17 protein-coding genes are annotated in these 17,069 nt (G+C 37.1%); 16 read left to right on the top strand and 1 reads right to left on the bottom strand.

Going from position 1 to position 17,069, the window contains the following annotated elements; genetic code table 11:
* Positions 1-72 precede the first annotated feature (72 nt).
* The 3 genes from ACK8P5_RS12765 to ACK8P5_RS12775 all read left to right on the top strand — a co-directional run bounded on the left by ACK8P5_RS12765 (position 73) and on the right by ACK8P5_RS12775 (position 3,593).
* A complete protein-coding gene (locus ACK8P5_RS12765) occupies positions 73-2,046 on the top strand; it encodes a GTP-binding protein (RefSeq protein ID WP_422661298.1) in 1,974 nt (657 codons plus the stop codon).
* 337 nt (positions 2,047-2,383) lie between these two features.
* Positions 2,384-3,139 carry a nucleotidyltransferase domain-containing protein gene (locus tag ACK8P5_RS12770; protein WP_422661299.1) on the top strand — a complete coding sequence of 252 codons (756 nt, stop codon included), beginning with the start codon at positions 2,384-2,386 and terminating at the stop codon, positions 3,137-3,139.
* A gap of 139 nt (positions 3,140-3,278) precedes the next feature.
* Positions 3,279-3,593: a dihydrofolate reductase family protein gene (locus tag ACK8P5_RS12775; protein WP_422661300.1), complete on the top strand. Its 315-nt coding sequence runs from the start codon at positions 3,279-3,281 to the stop codon at positions 3,591-3,593.
* A gap of 364 nt (positions 3,594-3,957) precedes the next feature.
* Here ACK8P5_RS12775 and ACK8P5_RS12780 read toward each other — a convergent pair whose 3' ends face one another.
* Positions 3,958-4,584 carry a hypothetical protein gene (locus tag ACK8P5_RS12780; protein WP_422661301.1) on the bottom strand — a complete coding sequence of 209 codons (627 nt, stop codon included), beginning with the start codon at positions 4,582-4,584 and terminating at the stop codon, positions 3,958-3,960.
* 440 nt (positions 4,585-5,024) lie between these two features.
* On the opposite strand from ACK8P5_RS12780, the gene ACK8P5_RS12785 reads away from it, so the two are divergent.
* The 13 genes from ACK8P5_RS12785 (at position 5,025) to ACK8P5_RS12845 (ending at position 17,035) form a co-directional block, all read left to right on the top strand.
* On the top strand, positions 5,025-5,540 hold the full coding sequence (locus tag ACK8P5_RS12785) for a hypothetical protein (RefSeq protein WP_422661302.1): 516 nt from the start codon (positions 5,025-5,027) through the stop codon (positions 5,538-5,540).
* A 1,926-nt stretch (positions 5,541-7,466) separates the two neighbouring features.
* The gene (locus tag ACK8P5_RS12790; protein WP_422661303.1) at positions 7,467-8,483 is read left to right on the top strand and encodes a phosphotransferase enzyme family protein; all 1,017 of its coding nucleotides are present in this window, start codon (positions 7,467-7,469) and stop codon (positions 8,481-8,483) included.
* 425 nt (positions 8,484-8,908) lie between these two features.
* The gene (locus ACK8P5_RS12795; RefSeq protein ID WP_422661304.1) at positions 8,909-9,454 is read left to right on the top strand and encodes a dihydrofolate reductase family protein; all 546 of its coding nucleotides are present in this window, start codon (positions 8,909-8,911) and stop codon (positions 9,452-9,454) included.
* A 244-nt stretch (positions 9,455-9,698) separates the two neighbouring features.
* Positions 9,699-10,328, top strand: a complete 630-nt coding sequence (locus ACK8P5_RS12800; protein ID WP_422661305.1) for a copper amine oxidase N-terminal domain-containing protein — start codon at positions 9,699-9,701, stop codon at positions 10,326-10,328.
* Positions 10,329-10,452: 124 nt separating this feature from the next.
* Entirely contained in the window at positions 10,453-10,896 is a 444-nt protein-coding gene (locus tag ACK8P5_RS12805; protein ID WP_422661306.1) for a hypothetical protein, read from the top strand.
* A gap of 34 nt (positions 10,897-10,930) precedes the next feature.
* Positions 10,931-11,536, top strand: a complete 606-nt coding sequence (locus tag ACK8P5_RS12810; protein ID WP_422661468.1) for a DUF4304 domain-containing protein — start codon at positions 10,931-10,933, stop codon at positions 11,534-11,536.
* Positions 11,537-12,165: 629 nt separating this feature from the next.
* Complete coding sequence (gene cdiI, locus ACK8P5_RS12815) at positions 12,166-12,771, top strand: ribonuclease toxin immunity protein CdiI (protein ID WP_422661307.1); 606 nt, start codon at positions 12,166-12,168, stop codon at positions 12,769-12,771.
* Between the two features lie 73 nt (positions 12,772-12,844).
* Positions 12,845-13,063 (top strand): hypothetical protein, encoded by a 219-nt coding sequence (locus ACK8P5_RS12820; protein ID WP_422661308.1) that lies wholly within the window; start codon positions 12,845-12,847, stop codon positions 13,061-13,063.
* Between the two features lie 12 nt (positions 13,064-13,075).
* A complete protein-coding gene (locus ACK8P5_RS12825) occupies positions 13,076-13,498 on the top strand; it encodes an HTH domain-containing protein (protein ID WP_422661309.1) in 423 nt (140 codons plus the stop codon).
* 995 nt (positions 13,499-14,493) lie between these two features.
* Positions 14,494-14,682, top strand: coding sequence for a hypothetical protein (locus ACK8P5_RS12830; protein ID WP_422661310.1), 189 nt, complete (start codon positions 14,494-14,496; stop codon positions 14,680-14,682).
* 583 nt (positions 14,683-15,265) lie between these two features.
* On the top strand, positions 15,266-15,928 hold the full coding sequence (locus ACK8P5_RS12835) for a hypothetical protein (protein WP_422661311.1): 663 nt from the start codon (positions 15,266-15,268) through the stop codon (positions 15,926-15,928).
* Positions 15,929-16,035: 107 nt separating this feature from the next.
* The gene (locus ACK8P5_RS12840) at positions 16,036-16,215 is read left to right on the top strand and encodes a hypothetical protein (RefSeq protein ID WP_422661312.1); all 180 of its coding nucleotides are present in this window, start codon (positions 16,036-16,038) and stop codon (positions 16,213-16,215) included.
* Between the two features lie 313 nt (positions 16,216-16,528).
* On the top strand, positions 16,529-17,035 hold the full coding sequence (locus ACK8P5_RS12845; RefSeq protein ID WP_422661313.1) for a DNA topology modulation protein FlaR: 507 nt from the start codon (positions 16,529-16,531) through the stop codon (positions 17,033-17,035).
* The last annotated feature ends 34 nt before the right edge of the window (positions 17,036-17,069 follow it).

Raw genomic sequence — 17,069 nt, forward strand, 5'->3', positions numbered from 1 at the left:
TGAATAGTATGCGGAATAATACTAAGACCATTAAAAAGGAGAATAATATGATAATGAAAAGGACGATAACGATTGAAAAAAATAAATATAGGGATTCTTGCACATGTAGACGCAGGGAAGACTAGTTTGTCTGAAAGAATATTATTTGAAGCTGGCATCATATCTGAAATCGGAAGTGTCGATAAAGGAAATACGCAAACAGATTCTATGGAATTGGAACGACAACGAGGAATTACCATTCAATCTGCTGTCGTTTCCTTTTTACTCAATGATGTGAAAGTGAATTTGATTGATACACCAGGTCACCCCGAATTCATCTCTGAAGTTGAACGAGCATTACAAGTACTAGATGGAATCATACTTGTCGTTTCATCTGTCGAAGGTGTTCAACCTCAGACACGAGTTTTGATGAAGACACTTGTTAAAATGAAAATCCCAACCATCATTTTTGTCAATAAAATTGATCGTATGGGTGCTAGGTACGAATCATTGCTAACTGAGATACATGATAAATTGACACCTCAATCTCTGGCAATGGGCTTTGTTGCTAACATCGGTACAGCAACAGCCCGTACGGAATTGTTTACGGCAACGAACCAAGGGTTTATGGAGGCGCTAGCAAATCGTTTAGCAGATAATAATGAACACTTTCTTGAAGAATATCTTTACAATGAAGAGGGCTTAGCCCACACTGAATTTGAATCCGAATTCTTAGAACAGTTTAAGCGAGCACAGCTCTATCCGGTGCTATTTGGTTCGGCCATAATCGGTGAAGGAATCACCCATTTGATTACAGCCATACAGAACTGGTTTCCTTCTGTTCCTTTTGAAGATAATTCACCTCTAAAAGGGACAATATTTAAAATTGAACGTGGAAAGAACGATGAAAAGATCGCTTATGTACGAGTTTTCACCGGTGAAATCAAAATACGGGAGAGTCTTTCCTATTACCGAACTAATCAAGCAGGGGAACAAATAAAATTTATCAACAAGGTGACGGGGTTGCAGCATTTCTTTTCCGGAAAAACAACAAATGGAATAAGTGCAGTAAGTGGCGATATCATTAAGATTATTGGGTTAACAGAGTGCCAGGTTGGTGATGCCATCGGAATTCCTTCCATTGATACAACTGAATCTCTATTCTCTCCGCCTAGTCTAGTTACAACAATCAAAGCGTGTAACGAAAATGATACGATTCATTTATACAGAGGACTGAAAAGATTAGCTGAACAAGATCCATTTATTCAGATCAAACAGCATCCTCTTCAAGGAGAGCTATCCATTCATCTTTATGGTGAAATTCAAAAAGAAGTGATTCGGGATCAACTGAAAAAAGACGCTCAAATCGATATTGAATTTCTTGGGACGCAGCCTATTTATATTGAAAAGCCAATCTATACAGGGACATCCGTTGAAAGAATGGGAGAGAAGGGAAACCCATTCTACGCTACCGTAGGCTTTCGAATTGAACCGAACCCTCGCCGAGCCGGCATTGAATATCATCTAGAAGTAGAACTAGGCTCCCTCCCTTTATCGTTTCATAAGGCAATTGAAGAAACCGTCTATGATACGCTTAAGCAAGGACTATTGGGCTGGGAAGTTCGCGATTTAATCGTGACACTTACCGATACCGCCTATGCAAGTCCAGTGAGTACGGCAAGTGATTTTCGGAAGTTAACACCTCTTGTGTTAATGAGAGCACTAGCTGAAGCAACAACTCAAGTTTATGAACCCATTCATCGGTTCGAATTAGAGATCCCTGTGGATTCACTTAGCAGAGTTTTATATAAACTTACTCAAGCGTCTGCAACCTATTCAGATCCGATCCAGAATGATCAGGTATTCACGATTCATGGCTTGATCCCGATTAAGGACATTCATCCATTCGAGATTCAACTTCCGGGCTGGACCCAAGGTGAAGGGGTATTTTTATCAGAATTTCACGGTTATCAGATTTTTAAAGGTAAAGTGCCCTTATGCACACGATACGACCATAATCCATTAAATCGAAAGGAATATCTCTTACATGCCTTGAATTCGATATAAGTTGGTACAACCAGTATATAATCGGCGTGCAGGCAGGTTTTCATTTTAAAGTAAAAAACCATTCATTCAAAAAGGAATGAATGGTTTTTTTGATTTTCTATACTAAGGTACGGGTATAACGGGTTTTCGTATGGGGAATGATGTCACGTTCTAGTCATACGTCAATTAAGAACGAATATTGATGCTAATCGATTCTATTATATTTCCATTTTAAATTTATTAAGCTAACAGGCAGGGGAGTTTATTGATTTCGCGAATACTCTACATATGAAGTTGTTTACGGAGTTCATAGATAAGACGTTAGCCGAATAAAGATCTTAGTTTAGGAGGAGTCTATATGATATTAGAAAAAGTTATTAAAAGAATTGAAATACAAAGTGAATATAAGGATTTTGTTGATAAATACATAGATAGTATACTTGCCGAATTTAAAGATAAGATTCATAGCATTTATATGTGTGGGTCAATTCCAAAAGGAACGGCTAAACCTTTTAAGTCAGATGCAGACTTTACTATTGTATGTGTAAATCCCAAAGATATTGATTACGAGAGATTGTCAAAAATTAAAGACAGACTTTTAGAAGAATATCCATTGTTAACTAAGATTGATACGACAATTTGCCCGATTGACGATGTATTAAGTAAACCCAATGAGTGGGGGTTTTGGGTTAAGATCATTTGTGTTTGCATATATGGTGATGACATTGGTGAAAAAGTACCACCGATCATGATTTCTCCAGAGTTCATTTTAGACTTAAATACAGAGACCAAGGAGGAAGTAGATCGTGTACATAGAGGTTTACTTTCTAATGCTAGTGATAACACATTGAAATCTAGATATATTAAAGGTTACTCTAAGAGATTAATTCGTGCATTATACTCTTTGGTGTTAGAAGATACAGGTGTATGGGAAGATGACATTATTAAGATGAAGAATGCCATATTAAACTATTGTGAGATTGACTCCGCATTAGTTGATTATCTGTATGCTTGTTACTTGGAAAGTGATGTACCTGTAAAAGAGTTTCTAGGAATTGCAGATGAAGTATATAGCTATTTTGAGAATGCCTTAAATAAAATGGCTGCTTCCTGAACTTCGTTCGGATAACTAGCAATTTATGAGAAATCAGTTCTGTCTTTGGATGATAGAATGTAGACATAAGGGGTCTACATAGGGGACGCCTGATCCTGATGATAAAGGTTGTTGTGACTACATACATTTAATATTCCTCATGACCCACGAAGCCCATGAACCCGTTGAAATAGATGGTATCACTTATCGTTTCGTCGTTAATGATATTAAGCAAGCCGTTGAGGCTGCCAAAGCAAGCGCTGGTGATAAAAGTGTCGCTCTTTTGGGTGGCAGCATCTCCAGGCAATGCCTCAAACTTGGTCTAGTGGATGAGATCGTACTAGATGTAGTCCCCTTGCTACTGGGTGACGGCATTTCATTATTTGGCGGGTTAGGAGAGTGCATGAAGTTGGAGCGGGTAGAAACATCGGCCTTTGCGAGTGAGACACACCTACGATACCGAGTTGTAAAATAACGTATTATTGTTAGGTTTTGAAACAGACACCTTAAGTTAATCGGCGAAATACAGATCCTTCCTCTGCTGAGCGCCTGTTGTGACAAGCTGTCTATGATGGGAGCATTTGGGTAGTGGTATTAAACTTATTCGGTAATGGACATGGCGAGGTCAAAGAGACTACCGAATACTACAGCTATTTCACCATGTGCAAACTTGTGGATCATTATAGTGTTTTACTAAGATTCAACTTATGACAATAACCAGTGTAGCAGTCTGATGCTCAGACTGCTACACTGGTTATTTAACTATCGTTCTCTGGTTACCCATTCGTTGCTCTACGGCCCTGCAATAGCAGTTGTTAGCTTCCAGTCGTTCAGCTCATTCACAGAACAGGGTTAATATTCATGATAGCTCCAGTGGATCGGTCCAAAGTTACATGAAACCTACCGTTGCCAGTAAGATTGCCTTCGGAGGAAGGAATAATATCAAATACAATAAGCGAGTCATTGTAGGGATGCTCTGTTGTTGTGATTTGTACTTCTTGAACACTAACGTCTAGGAATGGTTGAGCCAATTGAATGGCTATCTCTTTACTTTGGTCTATTGAAATCCACTCTTCTTTTTGTGTTTCATTCTTAATTTTCAATTCTTTCCATGCCTTCATGTTGTCGAGACCGATTATTTTATTATTATTACCAACCCATACCCGCATACTGTCGTCTGTGGTTACATAAGTTGCAGTGGGTACTTCTCTCTCATCTTGCATAAGTGAAAATCCAGTCAGGTTAAAATACTTCTGCAATACCAGAGCAGCTTCTTCTGCATTATTGACTGTCAGGCTTTGGCTTTGGCCGCCACCAGGCTTTGATAGCTCAGCCACTTCTACTGTTTCTTTTAATTGGGATGATGTCCCTTGAGCATTTACCAGTGTAAATGAGCAGACAGTTATTAGCGTTACTAATCCTAATACAGATAAGCGAATAGATTTTTTCTTGAAATATTTAATCATAAGTATTCTCCTTTTGAGATGCTTGTAATTACCCGATAATCCGACCAAATCTACAGGCTACCTATTATTCCGACCGTATTCGTGCGGAGACAACCCACATAATCTTGCATAGACATGTTTCTCAGGAACATTCGCAGCGGAATGAACCGTGACGTCGGATGGACCATTGAGTGTCGATTCGCTCGGAGAATCATCGTACTTCGGTCAGCTAACAATAGGAACTACTTGCAAGGGTTCACCTGCTTTCTAGACTAGAAGTATTAGAATGTTCGTAACGTTACGTATATTAGATCTTGTAGGTAGCCAGAAGGTTACATACAATAAATCCGGTCGTATTTTTGTTAACAGGAAAACTTTGTTTGCGTTACGCTAAACGGTGAAACTATACATAAGAATCATTCTATGGAGTCAGTAACAAAAGCATTAAAAGGGAGGTTTAAGTGAAATCCATTTCTACAAGACTAAAAGTTGTTTTTCTTGGGGTAATTGTTTTTTTCACGGGTCCTTGGCTGCTATTATATATCAGTATTTCTTTAACTGAAGACCCTCCTAAACCTGTCTATACTTATGGGGAATTCCCTTTTTACTTGGAGTATGAAATCAATGGACAAGAAAAGACTGTAGAAGATACCGTCATTGTTAAGTTTGATGGATTCGGTTTGAGCGAAGGATCTGGCCGTAAATATATACAATGGAAGAAAAAATTGGCTAGCGGAAATAAGAACGTTGTCTTGTATAAGGGTGGAAAAGGAAAGGAAGTATCATTATTCTTTTCAGTTTTATATGAAGATTATCACTTGGAAGATGAGTTATACAAAGAAGATGCCTTAACCCCTGGTGTAATAAAAAAAGAGGGAAACATAACAGATCTTAGTCCATTATCTGAGTATGAATTATTAACAGAATATAACTTGAAATTGATAAAATTCGAATATAGTGAATCAATAAAAAAGTAAAATTCTTAAGAGATGACTCAGACAAAGAACGACGATTTCAGTGGTGGATATCAGCCGGAAGACCAAGAAGAAACTGTTATAAAATCAGGATGGAATATGGTGATAATTCCAAAATAACATTAATTTCCCACTAGATATAAGCATTTAAATTTAGTATTATTTTACACCGTAGCTACTGGCCAGTCCTACATTACAAAGTTTTCGGCTCCACTTTAACAGGCTACAAGGATTATGAATCTGAGTGGAGTCAAATTTCAAAAAGGACATGATAACAGCAAAAACACTGAGGTTATTAGTATAGTAGGCGATTACTGGCATTTCACAAAAAAAGTTGATCCTTCTTTAAGTTGGAGCACAAAAGATGGTGTAACTATAAGCTACTACTTCTACTTCTACTTCTACTTCTAAAGTTAATTTCACTCATTCGGATTATATTGTGCAGTAGTCTAAAACTATAATTATGGAGGGGATCATCAATTGAATACTGTTTACTTCTTAATTGGTGTAGTATTTATGTGGTGTTTTATCAATAGTTTTAAAAACTCGAAAAATCAAACTATATACAAAATTGTAGCGTCTTTAGTATTTGGATATATGTATTATCACGTTACAGATTTATTGGCTACGGTCTTCTAAATAAATTTAATATTAAAACACCCTAAAATAGGGTGTTTTTTCATGCTCTATTTCCAAACTGATCTCTCTTGTAGTAATTATTTTTTTATTCTACTATTAGTGGACTGTACCATTGATCCAGGTATGATTTATTATGGAACGAGGAAATGAAATAATACTAACTCGGACTATTGAAAAGAGACACTGATGTAGAAGAAGAAGTTAGTTTCGGGAGGCAAAAACATAGTAACAACAGAAGCCGCAGATTATGCGGCTTTTTATTTTAATGTTATATCAAGTTCTTGTCAAAACAACAAAATGGTATCTGATACAATAAAGTAAAGAACATATCGTAGGATACAGGTGGTTGTCGATGAATAATGCAACTCTGAATCTTGAAAATGAAATAAAATCCTTTAAGAAAATGGGCAGATGGAGTATCTGTTACTTAAACTTATGAATATGATTGATTCGGAGGATGATATGAAGTGTACTGAATGTGGGTATGAGTATAATTCAAATGCTGAAAATTGGGTGTACCACGGAGATGCATGTTATGAAATCAAATCCCATATAATTAATGCCCAATTGCTTAACGAAATAGCAGAACATGCGATTTCTGTAGACTCCCAGCTTGAAGAAATTAATATTGATACATGGCTAATTGATTGTCTCCCTTGCAATTCGTGCTCTCTTCTAAATATAAGAAACCAAATTAACAGGTTAGAGCTTGGGCAAGAATATGATAGCAGAGAATTATACATTTATTATTATTTTTAAAAATCTATTTGTTCTAACAAAAAACGATAGTTAATAACATTATGGAGCAGTTTGCCGTGTGGCAAGTGCTCCATTTTTCATTAAAATAATGGGGAGGATAGTTCAATCATTTCGCGAATACAACTTTATAAAAAGGTGGACAGAATATGAAAACTATATTTTTAGTTCAACATTCTTATGAGGTAGGAAATACGAAATTGAAAAAGATAATTGGACAGAAGGGTTTATAAAATGGTCTGAAGCGAATGAGCAAGTGGATAAGTTACATTCCTGATATGATGTCATCGACGGCGTCTAATAAAGATGATTAGACGCCTTTTTATTAAACTAACGGGCAGGATAGTTTTAACAAAATGTAGAATTCATACGATACACTGTTATTTGTGTGAGGACATGCTTCTGGAGAGAGGGCGGTGCTGGACAATTCCCTGGAAAACGGTCAGCAAGAGGTCTTCCGTCAGGTAGTCGCCGAAATTTTTGATTGAAAAATAATGCAACTACTTAAATTATGAATGAAAGAAGGTATAGAAAATGATTCGAGAAATTGAACAGCAATTCACTGAAGAGATCCTTACCGAAGCAATAAAGCGATATGACATTAATCAAGAGAATGTTCGTTCATTGGGCGGTTATGAGAGCTTTGTTTATGAATACCAGAAAAACAACGCATTTTTTATATTAAAAATCTCACATACAATTAGAAGATCAAGAAATAATATACTGGGTGAACTTGAATTTATAAATTTTTTGTCGAATAAAGGACTGGCAGTTTCAAATGCTGTTCCATCGACCAGAGGCAATATGGTTGAAGAAATTGCTGCAGAAAATGGTTTGTTCCTAGCCATTTCATACGAAATGGTTCTTGGAGAAGAAGTGTCGGATGAAGATTGGAATGAATCGCTTTACGAAAAATGGGGCGAATTTATGGGGAAAATCCATCATGCCACAAAGAGTTATGAATGGAGTAATCCCGCGTTTAAACGACAAGCCTGGGACCAAGAAGTTCAAATAAAGGCGGAGAAGTACCTGCGACCTGATGATGTAATGATTTCAATTATAAAAGAAAGATTAACAAAACTTACTTCTCTGCCCAAGTCCAAAGATACATACGGTTTGATTCATGGCGACTTTAGTCAAAGTAATTTTTATCTGCATAACGGCGACATTTATTTGTTCGATTTCGATGATTGCAGTTATACGTATTTCGTAAACGATATTGGGATTACATTGAGTTATGCACTCTTTTTTCCGTATAAGGAATTTGAAAATAAAACGGAATATTATAAATTGTTTTTCCACCATTTTATAAAAGGATATCTAAAAGAAAATACAATCCAAGAAAAAGAAATAGAATATTTACAAGAGATTATTAAACTTCGTTATGTATTGCAGTATATTTATTTCCATCAAGCAAACGATGTGTCAAATTTGGATGAAGAATCAATGAACAGGTTAAAAGAGATTCAACAAATAGCTGCTTCTGATGAACCTATGCTGCCGATTGATTTTGTTCAAGAATTTAAAAGCATTTATAATAGTATTCATTAATCTGAGAGCATCGTTTTTTCTAAAGTAGGGATAGGGGCTGACTCAACACAGCCAGCTCAGGTCTTATCCGGGGACAGGAACTTGGTTCCTTTGAAAGTCGCTAATAGCGGCTTTTTTTGTTTTAACGGTACAAGTTCTTTTCCCGAGCGAGCCAAACAAGGTGGTTTAGTAGCGGGTGCTAAATTGATATTCAAAAAGAGAAAAATGTTTAAGTAGCGTATCCAAACTTTTTTCGGGAATAGCAATCCATGAGAAATCTGTTCACATGTCTCAAGCTAAACTATAGTTCGTGAACAACGAAAAATGCAAGTTCCAAGTCGCTAGGCTTGTTTATTGCGACAATACCTGATACATGTCTGCATTACTCGCGCTATCATACAATCAGACAGACGGATTGTATTGAAAAAAACAAAAGGAGAAAGAAAATGAGAAAAGTAGTTGTATCTGAGTTTGTATCGCTGGATGGCGTCATGGAGAATCCGCAGTGGACGATCCAATTCCGTAGTGAGGAAACAAAGCAATTCAAGTTCGATGAACTGAAAGCAAACGACGCTCTTCTGCTTGGACGCAAAACGTATGTTAATTTTGCAGCGGCTTGGCCTAATTTGATCGAGCAAGAAGGGGAATATGGCCGGATGATGAACAGTTACCCCAAGCACGTGATTTCAACAACTCTGGAAAAAGTGGAATGGAACAATTCTTCGCTGATCAAGGGCAATATTACGGAGGAAATATCTAAGCTGAAGCAGCAGCCTGGTAAGGATATCTTGGTATTTGGTAGCTGCGCACTCGTTCAAACGCTGATGCAGCTTGACCTCATCGACGAATATCGGCTCATGGTTTTCCCAGTTGTGCTTGGAAACGGAAAACGTCTCTTTAGAGAAGGGATAGATAAGAAAGTGCTGAAACTGGCGGAAATAAAGACATTCGGTTCAGGTGTCGTTGTTCTGACTTATCTTCCGGAAAGATAAGTTTGATCAGGAAAACAACTACGAGCTTCCGGGAAAACCGTCGTCAGGGAAGTTTATCCTGACGTTCCTTTTGAGTTTTGGAGGATATCCGAAACACTGTATTCGATCCCATGCATGATCAGATGTTAATTAAACTAACGAGTCAAACAACGCTATAAGATGAAGCAAACGTTAAGTTTGCAAAATCGCGATGCATTCTGTTTTCGTGATTGGCATGTACCATAATTTCTTAGGAGGGATACTAATGAAAAAAAAGTTGTTTATTTCATTAACTGCAGTATTAATTGCTTTAACTGCTGCAATAAGCATGGCTTTTGCTAAGGGGACGATCAAAATCGTCGTAAATGGAGAACAAATTAAATCAGATGTCACACCACAGATGAGTAATAATCGCGTGATGGTTCCGATAAGCTTCGTATCTAAAGCGCTAGGAGCTGATGTAAGTTGGGACCAGAGGGATCAAACAGTGTCAATAAACAGTAAGGTAGACTCACAGGAAGATGTTTGGAATCAGAACCTTAATATAGATGGTCGCACCTGGGCGGGAATTCAAAACCTTATTACTACTTTTGTAGCAGGCTTTGACAATCGTGATGCTGAGTTGATTCAATCAATATCTGTTGAAGGATTTGATATGATTCCGATCGGCGGCATATATCCAGCAATTATTGATTATGACATTGTGGATGCTCAGATATCTAAAGATAATACGGTTAAAGTAAGAATAAAAGTTATCTATCAGGAAGAAAAGCTATTCGGAGAAAACTGGGATATTGAAATAGCTCGAGGTAAAATACAAACGATGAGACCACTAGGAAGAATTGACGTTAATGATTATACCGTATTCCCAGGACTCACCATTAAAAACCATTAACAAAACAAAGACGAGACTGCAGTCGTGGATTATAAGCTGTCAAATGGTCTTTCAATAATCAAACGTTCTGAGAAGAAAGAGGAATTGAACCAGCTTATACCAACTTGAGCATCGAGGAAAGGAATTGGATAAACAGTATCCTACAGCCCGCCTAAGAATGAATTGTGATGTGACACGATTAAATGTAATTCCAACATACGGTGCAATTAAGTTTCGAAAGAAGGCGATATTAGTGAAAAACATGCCATATTCCATTTGGATTGAGGCCGAACAATGGGCTGAAGGAGAATGGAACATATATGATGATAACACTGATGCGATAGTTACATTTGAAGAAGGTTCAAGGTGGGTTGCTTCGTTTTTCACATACAAGAACATACTGTACCTCGCTAAAAAGAATCAACAAACTGGAGAGTGCTTGCAAGGGAAGTATTTCTGGGGTAGTGATATGGTACTGGTGGATGAATGTAGTCGCAAACGTATTGAAGAAGTGGTTGAACATTTGATAATCAAGGGTGACTTTGAAGTTATATTTGATAGATGTGTCGAGGATAACATGGAAGAATGAAGACAGGATTCTATCATCAAAGGGATTGATTAGCATGACAATGCAGGATGTATTGAAGGAAGTTATAAAAAGAACCATTGCTCCCTTGTTTAAGGTAGAGGGGTTTAAGAAGCAGGGCAATAACTTTGCCCATGTCTGTTCTAACTTCTCTACAACAGTAAACATTCAGTCATCGAAGTGGAATACACATGATGAAGTTGAGTTCTTTTTCAATACTGGCATTTATATAGAACAATTATTCGGAACAGTTCATCGATATCCGAAACCATCCTTTCCAATGGAAGTAAACTCAGTTTTACGGATTCGTGGCACAGAACTAACGAAGAACGATAATTGGTACAGATTGACTACCGATACTAACGTTGATCAACTTAAACAAGTGATAATGAAAGATATTACAGATTATATACTCCCTCACCTTCGTCAGTTTGAAAGTATCAACGATGTAATCAAAGTAATGGAGTTACGAGAGAAAGATGGGATTTACGAGAATCCCCATTACTTAACGGTACTCTATTGCTCAATAGGTGAAATGGAAAAAGCGCAGGAACGCATGGTAAGAGTGTTTAACGAATTGAAGCTAGACTCCCAAAAAGAGTTTGCGTGGGGATTGGCTAACAGATTGGGTCTCAAAGTGTAATTATGGTGTGCTGTATAGATGATCAATCCATTATATTCGGCAGTATACAGAGCATCGGAGATACGACTTGTAAAATGTAATTAGAAAGGATGGGGGCATTGATTTGCTATAATCTGAACCTTCCTAACCAGAAGGACTTTATAAAGGTTACGTCAAATGAGGGACTATAAGCAGGGAAGTTTATAGTGTTTGAAGGCGTTAATTTAAAGTAATAAGGGAATTCATGACAAACGAAGCTGGTCACATGATTGAGGTAACTTCATCAACGGAAAAACCACTTAATTCTGGTTGAAAGCAGGATAAGATATGACTTGTTATAAGCCTAGTTGTCGGGTGACAAAAACATAGTAACAATAGAAGCCGCTGATTATGCGGCTTTTTATATTTATGTTATCAAATTCTTGTCAAAACATAATGACGAGAACTTGATAACATTCCGACGGATGACAAGAACATTGTTACATTACCGATATGATGTCAGTAGCAGCAGGTAAGTTTAAAAATGTGATTGTTGTTATTTGAAAATTATTCTGTGATAAAGTAACGTATATGTTCATAACTCACGATTAGCAGCGAAAATTTTGAAAGGCTATGTCGGTACTAGATACTATAGGAATTGAGTGATCACAATGAAGATAAAATTCAACTTTAATACAGAAGAGGATTCATATTTTTATTATCTTTTAATCGTTGAAGACATGCAAAGGTATTTTGGAATATCGAAACAGGCAGCGGTAGATCGCGTCAATAGTTACTGGGACGGACTAGATCTCACAGATGAGGATTATCGTGAGAAACCAGCTTATTGGGCTTATGAAATTTACAGTGAAGATCGATGTTGGTGGGATATGAAGAAGGAGGATATTACACCACGAAAGTACTCAAAGTCAAAAATCTGTAATTATCCTGATGAACCATTAGAAGATGAATATCTACCTAATTTTAAAATTGCAGAAGCCGAAGAATACAGATTAATTAAACTATTCTATTCTAATATTAAGGATGAAAATTTTTTAAATGTTTTGGAAAACTATCAGGAGTTTCGAGGGCACCGGGAAGATAGTGTGAGATGCGTTTTTGCAAATGAATTTGGTCCTTGGGATGATATTTATTTTGGAGAAGCGGGAGTTATGTACTTTATTAAATCCTCAATTGATGGAGATTATCACGAATTCGTTGTAGATAACGATCATTTCTATAACTATCTTGAATCTGCAAGCTTGGAGTACTTATAACGAAATCCAAAAGATGAACAAGTTGTAAGGGGTTATTTAAAACAGATTAACAACAAACTGGGGCTAAATTGTAATGATTTATGAAATAGTACGAAAGCATGTAATTGCGACCATTTTACTCCCTATAGGCGAGGAAGAGGCAAAAGCCAATTTGAAAAAAGCTTGGATGAGAGATAATGTGTTTGAAGGAATTGATTTTAGCCCAGGCAGAATAACTTACAATGAAACGTATAATCAAAACTATATGCTTGAAGAAGATCTATTTCATGTTTCATATAATGAAGAACTGTAGGGGGTGGGGTCTGTGAATTCTGTTAAGAGTATATCTTCGTTGGGTGGTGACGGAGACTTCAACAAAATGTTAGAACGCGTTACAGGAAGATACGGAGTATCACTAGATACTCTAAGTAAGATAACAGGAGTTAGCATGGATGTTATTGCTAGTAAGGAATACAGCGGGGGTGAACTTGCATCGCTTAGAAATTTACTAATAATACTAACCATAGGCATGGAAGAGGTTAATGAGGATGACAGAGTAAAAGGCGTTATTGAAGTTTTAAAAGATGTATTTGGCATAACCAATAAAACTATTGCTTTGTATTCAAGAGTAGATGTAAATGACATAGAAGTATTTTTGAATGGGGACTTCGAATCAATTTCTTTTGAGAAACGATACCGTATTGCGGTTACAACTTTATTTCTTCATTACCTCTGTAAACCTAGTTGATAAAAAAATAAGTTTTGGAATTGAACTTCATTATTAAAGGATGTCGATGAATCGATGTTGAATTGTGATGTCGAGGAGGTGAAATGACAGGCACGGTTCAATCTAACGTTTATATTTTCGAGAAGAAAAACGATTAAGTTACGGTCGCTCACATTAATCCGCCTGAAATCATATAATAAGTTTAGCGAACTATTAGACTAGGGATATACCAATAATTAGCTAATGATGAAAATAAAACTTATCTTTAAAACAATATCAGAGGTGAATTGTGGTAAGAAAAATAGATGATATTAGGGGAAACCTAAGATCATCTAAAAAATTAAAGAATTATATTTATCAATTAATTAATCATTCTCAATATTTTAATTATAATAATATCGATTATATAACCTATACAAAACCAAAATATTAGTGTTATTAAGTAAAACAACTCAATTCTTTCAAATGCAAACTTTAAATCATTAATTATCCAAAGAGGTGGACTTGTAAAGTAAATGAGTAGGTCTGCACTGTCAATTTTCCACTTAGCATCTAGATTGGTATAGTTTAATAATGCTATACACAAATAAATAAAGGTTAATATGTATCTTGCTCGAAACATTTTTTTCATGTAAATAACTCCTGTCAAATTTCATAAGTATATCTGCATACTAGTTTACATTATGTATAATTAGGCTCACTCCTTTAGTAATATGCGATGATGAAGATGAAGTTCAACGGGGACCGTCTACACTTAATTGAAAGCAGATAAGTTCAGAGTTATTGCGTACTCTATTATACATCTAGATACTTTTTGTTCAAATCACAAAGGGATTCCTACAAAGTTCCGCCCTGGAATTTCATCTCAAATCTTTTAAATCTTAATTTCACGGTTTTAATTCCAGTATTATTTGATGTATACCTAGTTGCTCCTTACCATCATTAACTGGAACGGACAAGAACATGGTTTGGAAAATTTCGATAGCTTTCAATCTTACAAAAAATGACTTCGGACGTTGGAATGGAATCGCAATTTACTTCGAGGTCAAGGTTTTTGTATTACGGAAAGCTATTACTTCAGTGAGGGTTACCAATGGATACTCGATAATTTCCAATATTACGATGGCGAAAAGGATTTTATTCTGCATGATGAAGGACGTTGGATGGGGCTAGGGCTCACTGTTGGCAAGAAAGTACGGTGGTAAGTGTTAATTTAACAGGGAACGATATTGAACAACGAAAGGGCTACCGAGTGATAGCCCTTTACTTAAGCTAACGGGACACGATAGCTTAATAACTATAAGATGGCAGCCGACTAGTGCGAACGGCTGCCTTTGTTAAACTAACACCTTAATTGTTTGTTGTCGGGGGACAAGAATATGGTCCCGATGAAAGTCGCTATTAGCGTCTTTTTTGTTATATCGGACTAAGTTCTTGTCCCGAGCCAAGGACAACAACTTAGTCCGATTACCTATTAGATATATATCAAATTACTTTACAATTCCGCATCTAGATTCCAGAACATGAAGAGCAACATGTGACGTTTCCATTTTAGATAGTTGATGATTATTCACCGGTAAATGTTTATAGGTTCCGTAACTTAACATCTAAATTAATTGTTTATACAATAGCGGGATTTTCGTACAACTCCGAAGGAGGGTTGTCATTTTGGTTCATAAACGGAGGCAAGAACTAAGTGGCCCTTAAGTTAATACCGAATTGGGGTAAAAACGAAATTCCGCTGATGAGTATTTTAACGATATGCATTACTAAGAGAAGGTGGGACGAATGATTAAGCTAATTGTAAGCCTGACGATGTCACTGCTGCTCCTGACAGGTTATGAATACTTTGAACTGGGAACCAACCTGGGTTACTCGGATATAGAGGATGTGGATACAAAAGCGTCCGCACCTCCACGAGCAGTAGGGAATTCCAAAAACGGTAAATTAGAAATTGTGCCAAATTCTGAAGAGAAAATTCAAACACTAGGTGCGCCGAGTTGTTACGGCCTGGAAGAGGACTATAGCATAACAGGAAACTACGATGTCGTATTTAAAACCAGGACTCATGAATTGAAAATACATGAACTGAACAATATTGAAGTGATCCAGCCAAAAAATGAAATGATAGAAATCGAGAATTTGATTCTAGGGGACACGGAATTATATTATTTTATGCCCAGGTATACCGATTGTCATGGATTGGAGTTTTATTTATATGGCGTAGACGGAGATAGCGCCTATCCAATTACGTTTATGCTTAATCATAGAACTCTTGACAAATTTCATGTTTACCCGATTGAAAAGCCCAGGGTCATAAATAATCGGCTGGTCTTTAGGGGAGGCCATGGAGCTGGAATGGATACAGTGTCAAAGTATTACTTCCGATTTGATCAAAAGAAACATCAAATGATCTTAGAAAAAGAGTTACAGGTAAAACCCGGACACTAGTCATAATGCAAGTGGTTGGGTGATGTTATAAGTAAAAGCAACCTTGGAAGGTTGCTTTTTGTACATTATAGGGAATTCAAAAGCCCAAGTACACATGAAGATTTCCCGTGGCTCAGAAGATAATCAAGAGGGCCGAGGCAATTGTTGAGGGACAAGAACTTATACCGATTGCCGAAAAGGACAAGAACACAGCGATGGTTGAAAACTTGTCGGGAGACAAGAACATGGTCCCACGAGCAACTGTTGGAGAGGAAAGGATTGTATTACCGTATGAATATACAAGGTGAACAACTGCCAGTCAATGAATCTGCACCACTAAGTTGTATATATAGTTCAGTACTTCAGATAAGATCAACTATAGTGGAGCAGTATGCCGAGGCAACTGCTCCACTTATAATCAACTGAAGGGCAGTTATTTCCGGCTTTTTTATTTTATGTTATCAAGTTCTTGTCAAAACGCAATGACAAGAACATTGTTACATTCCCGATATGATATCATTGACGCAGGCACGAAAGTTGATCAGATGTTAATTAAACTAACGGATCAAACAATACGACGAAATATTTCAACAAAGGTAGTTCCACAAATAGAATCTGGAGGTGTTTGAAATCCGAATTCATATCATCGGCGGCTCAGGAAGCGGTAAATCCTATATCGCGGCGTTATTGAGCGCTAAGCTCCAAATTCCGCATTACGATCTAGACGATATTTTCTGGGATCCTCAATCGAATGAATATGGTGTAAAGGTACCAGAAGATGAGCGTGACCTCCGGCTTAGAGAAATCAGCGGTCTCAATTCCTGGATCGTTGAAGGCGTATACAGGTCGTGGGTAGGGCCGAGCTTTGCCGCTGCAGATAAGATCGTCGTACTGATGACGCCGTTGTCTGTTCAGGAGGAGCGAATCTGGAGGCGTTATGAAGAGCGCAATGCGGCCATCATCCCAAGAAAGAAGCAAGAGACACTCGAAGGCATCCATAACTTGTTGGTATGGAATAAAGACTATAATCTGACGAAGCTGCCTAACTTGATTGGCCATTGGGACTATAAGGACAAAATGATCATCGTTCGCAATAATTTGGATCTTCTTGAACTTCAATTTATGTAACTTTCTCTTTCTTGTTAAGCTAAAGGGTAGTATC

The sequence above is a fragment of the Paenibacillus sp. EC2-1 genome, from assembly GCF_049311625.1.
Classification (GTDB): Bacteria; Bacillota; Bacilli; order Paenibacillales; family Paenibacillaceae; genus Paenibacillus_AQ.

Coding starts and splice junctions, on each gene's coding strand:
- ACK8P5_RS12770 (WP_422661299.1), top strand. CDS start 2,384: ATGATATTAGAAAAAGTTATTAAAAGAATTGAAATACAAAGTGAATAT.
- ACK8P5_RS12775 (WP_422661300.1), top strand. CDS start 3,279: ATGACCCACGAAGCCCATGAACCCGTTGAAATAGATGGTATCACTTAT.
- ACK8P5_RS12780 (WP_422661301.1), bottom strand. CDS start 4,584: ATGATTAAATATTTCAAGAAAAAATCTATTCGCTTATCTGTATTAGGA.
- ACK8P5_RS12790 (WP_422661303.1), top strand. CDS start 7,467: ATGATTCGAGAAATTGAACAGCAATTCACTGAAGAGATCCTTACCGAA.
- ACK8P5_RS12795 (WP_422661304.1), top strand. CDS start 8,909: ATGAGAAAAGTAGTTGTATCTGAGTTTGTATCGCTGGATGGCGTCATG.
- ACK8P5_RS12800 (WP_422661305.1), top strand. CDS start 9,699: ATGAAAAAAAAGTTGTTTATTTCATTAACTGCAGTATTAATTGCTTTA.
- ACK8P5_RS12810 (WP_422661468.1), top strand. CDS start 10,931: ATGACAATGCAGGATGTATTGAAGGAAGTTATAAAAAGAACCATTGCT.
- cdiI (WP_422661307.1), top strand. CDS start 12,166: ATGAAGATAAAATTCAACTTTAATACAGAAGAGGATTCATATTTTTAT.
- ACK8P5_RS12820 (WP_422661308.1), top strand. CDS start 12,845: ATGATTTATGAAATAGTACGAAAGCATGTAATTGCGACCATTTTACTC.
- ACK8P5_RS12835 (WP_422661311.1), top strand. CDS start 15,266: ATGATTAAGCTAATTGTAAGCCTGACGATGTCACTGCTGCTCCTGACA.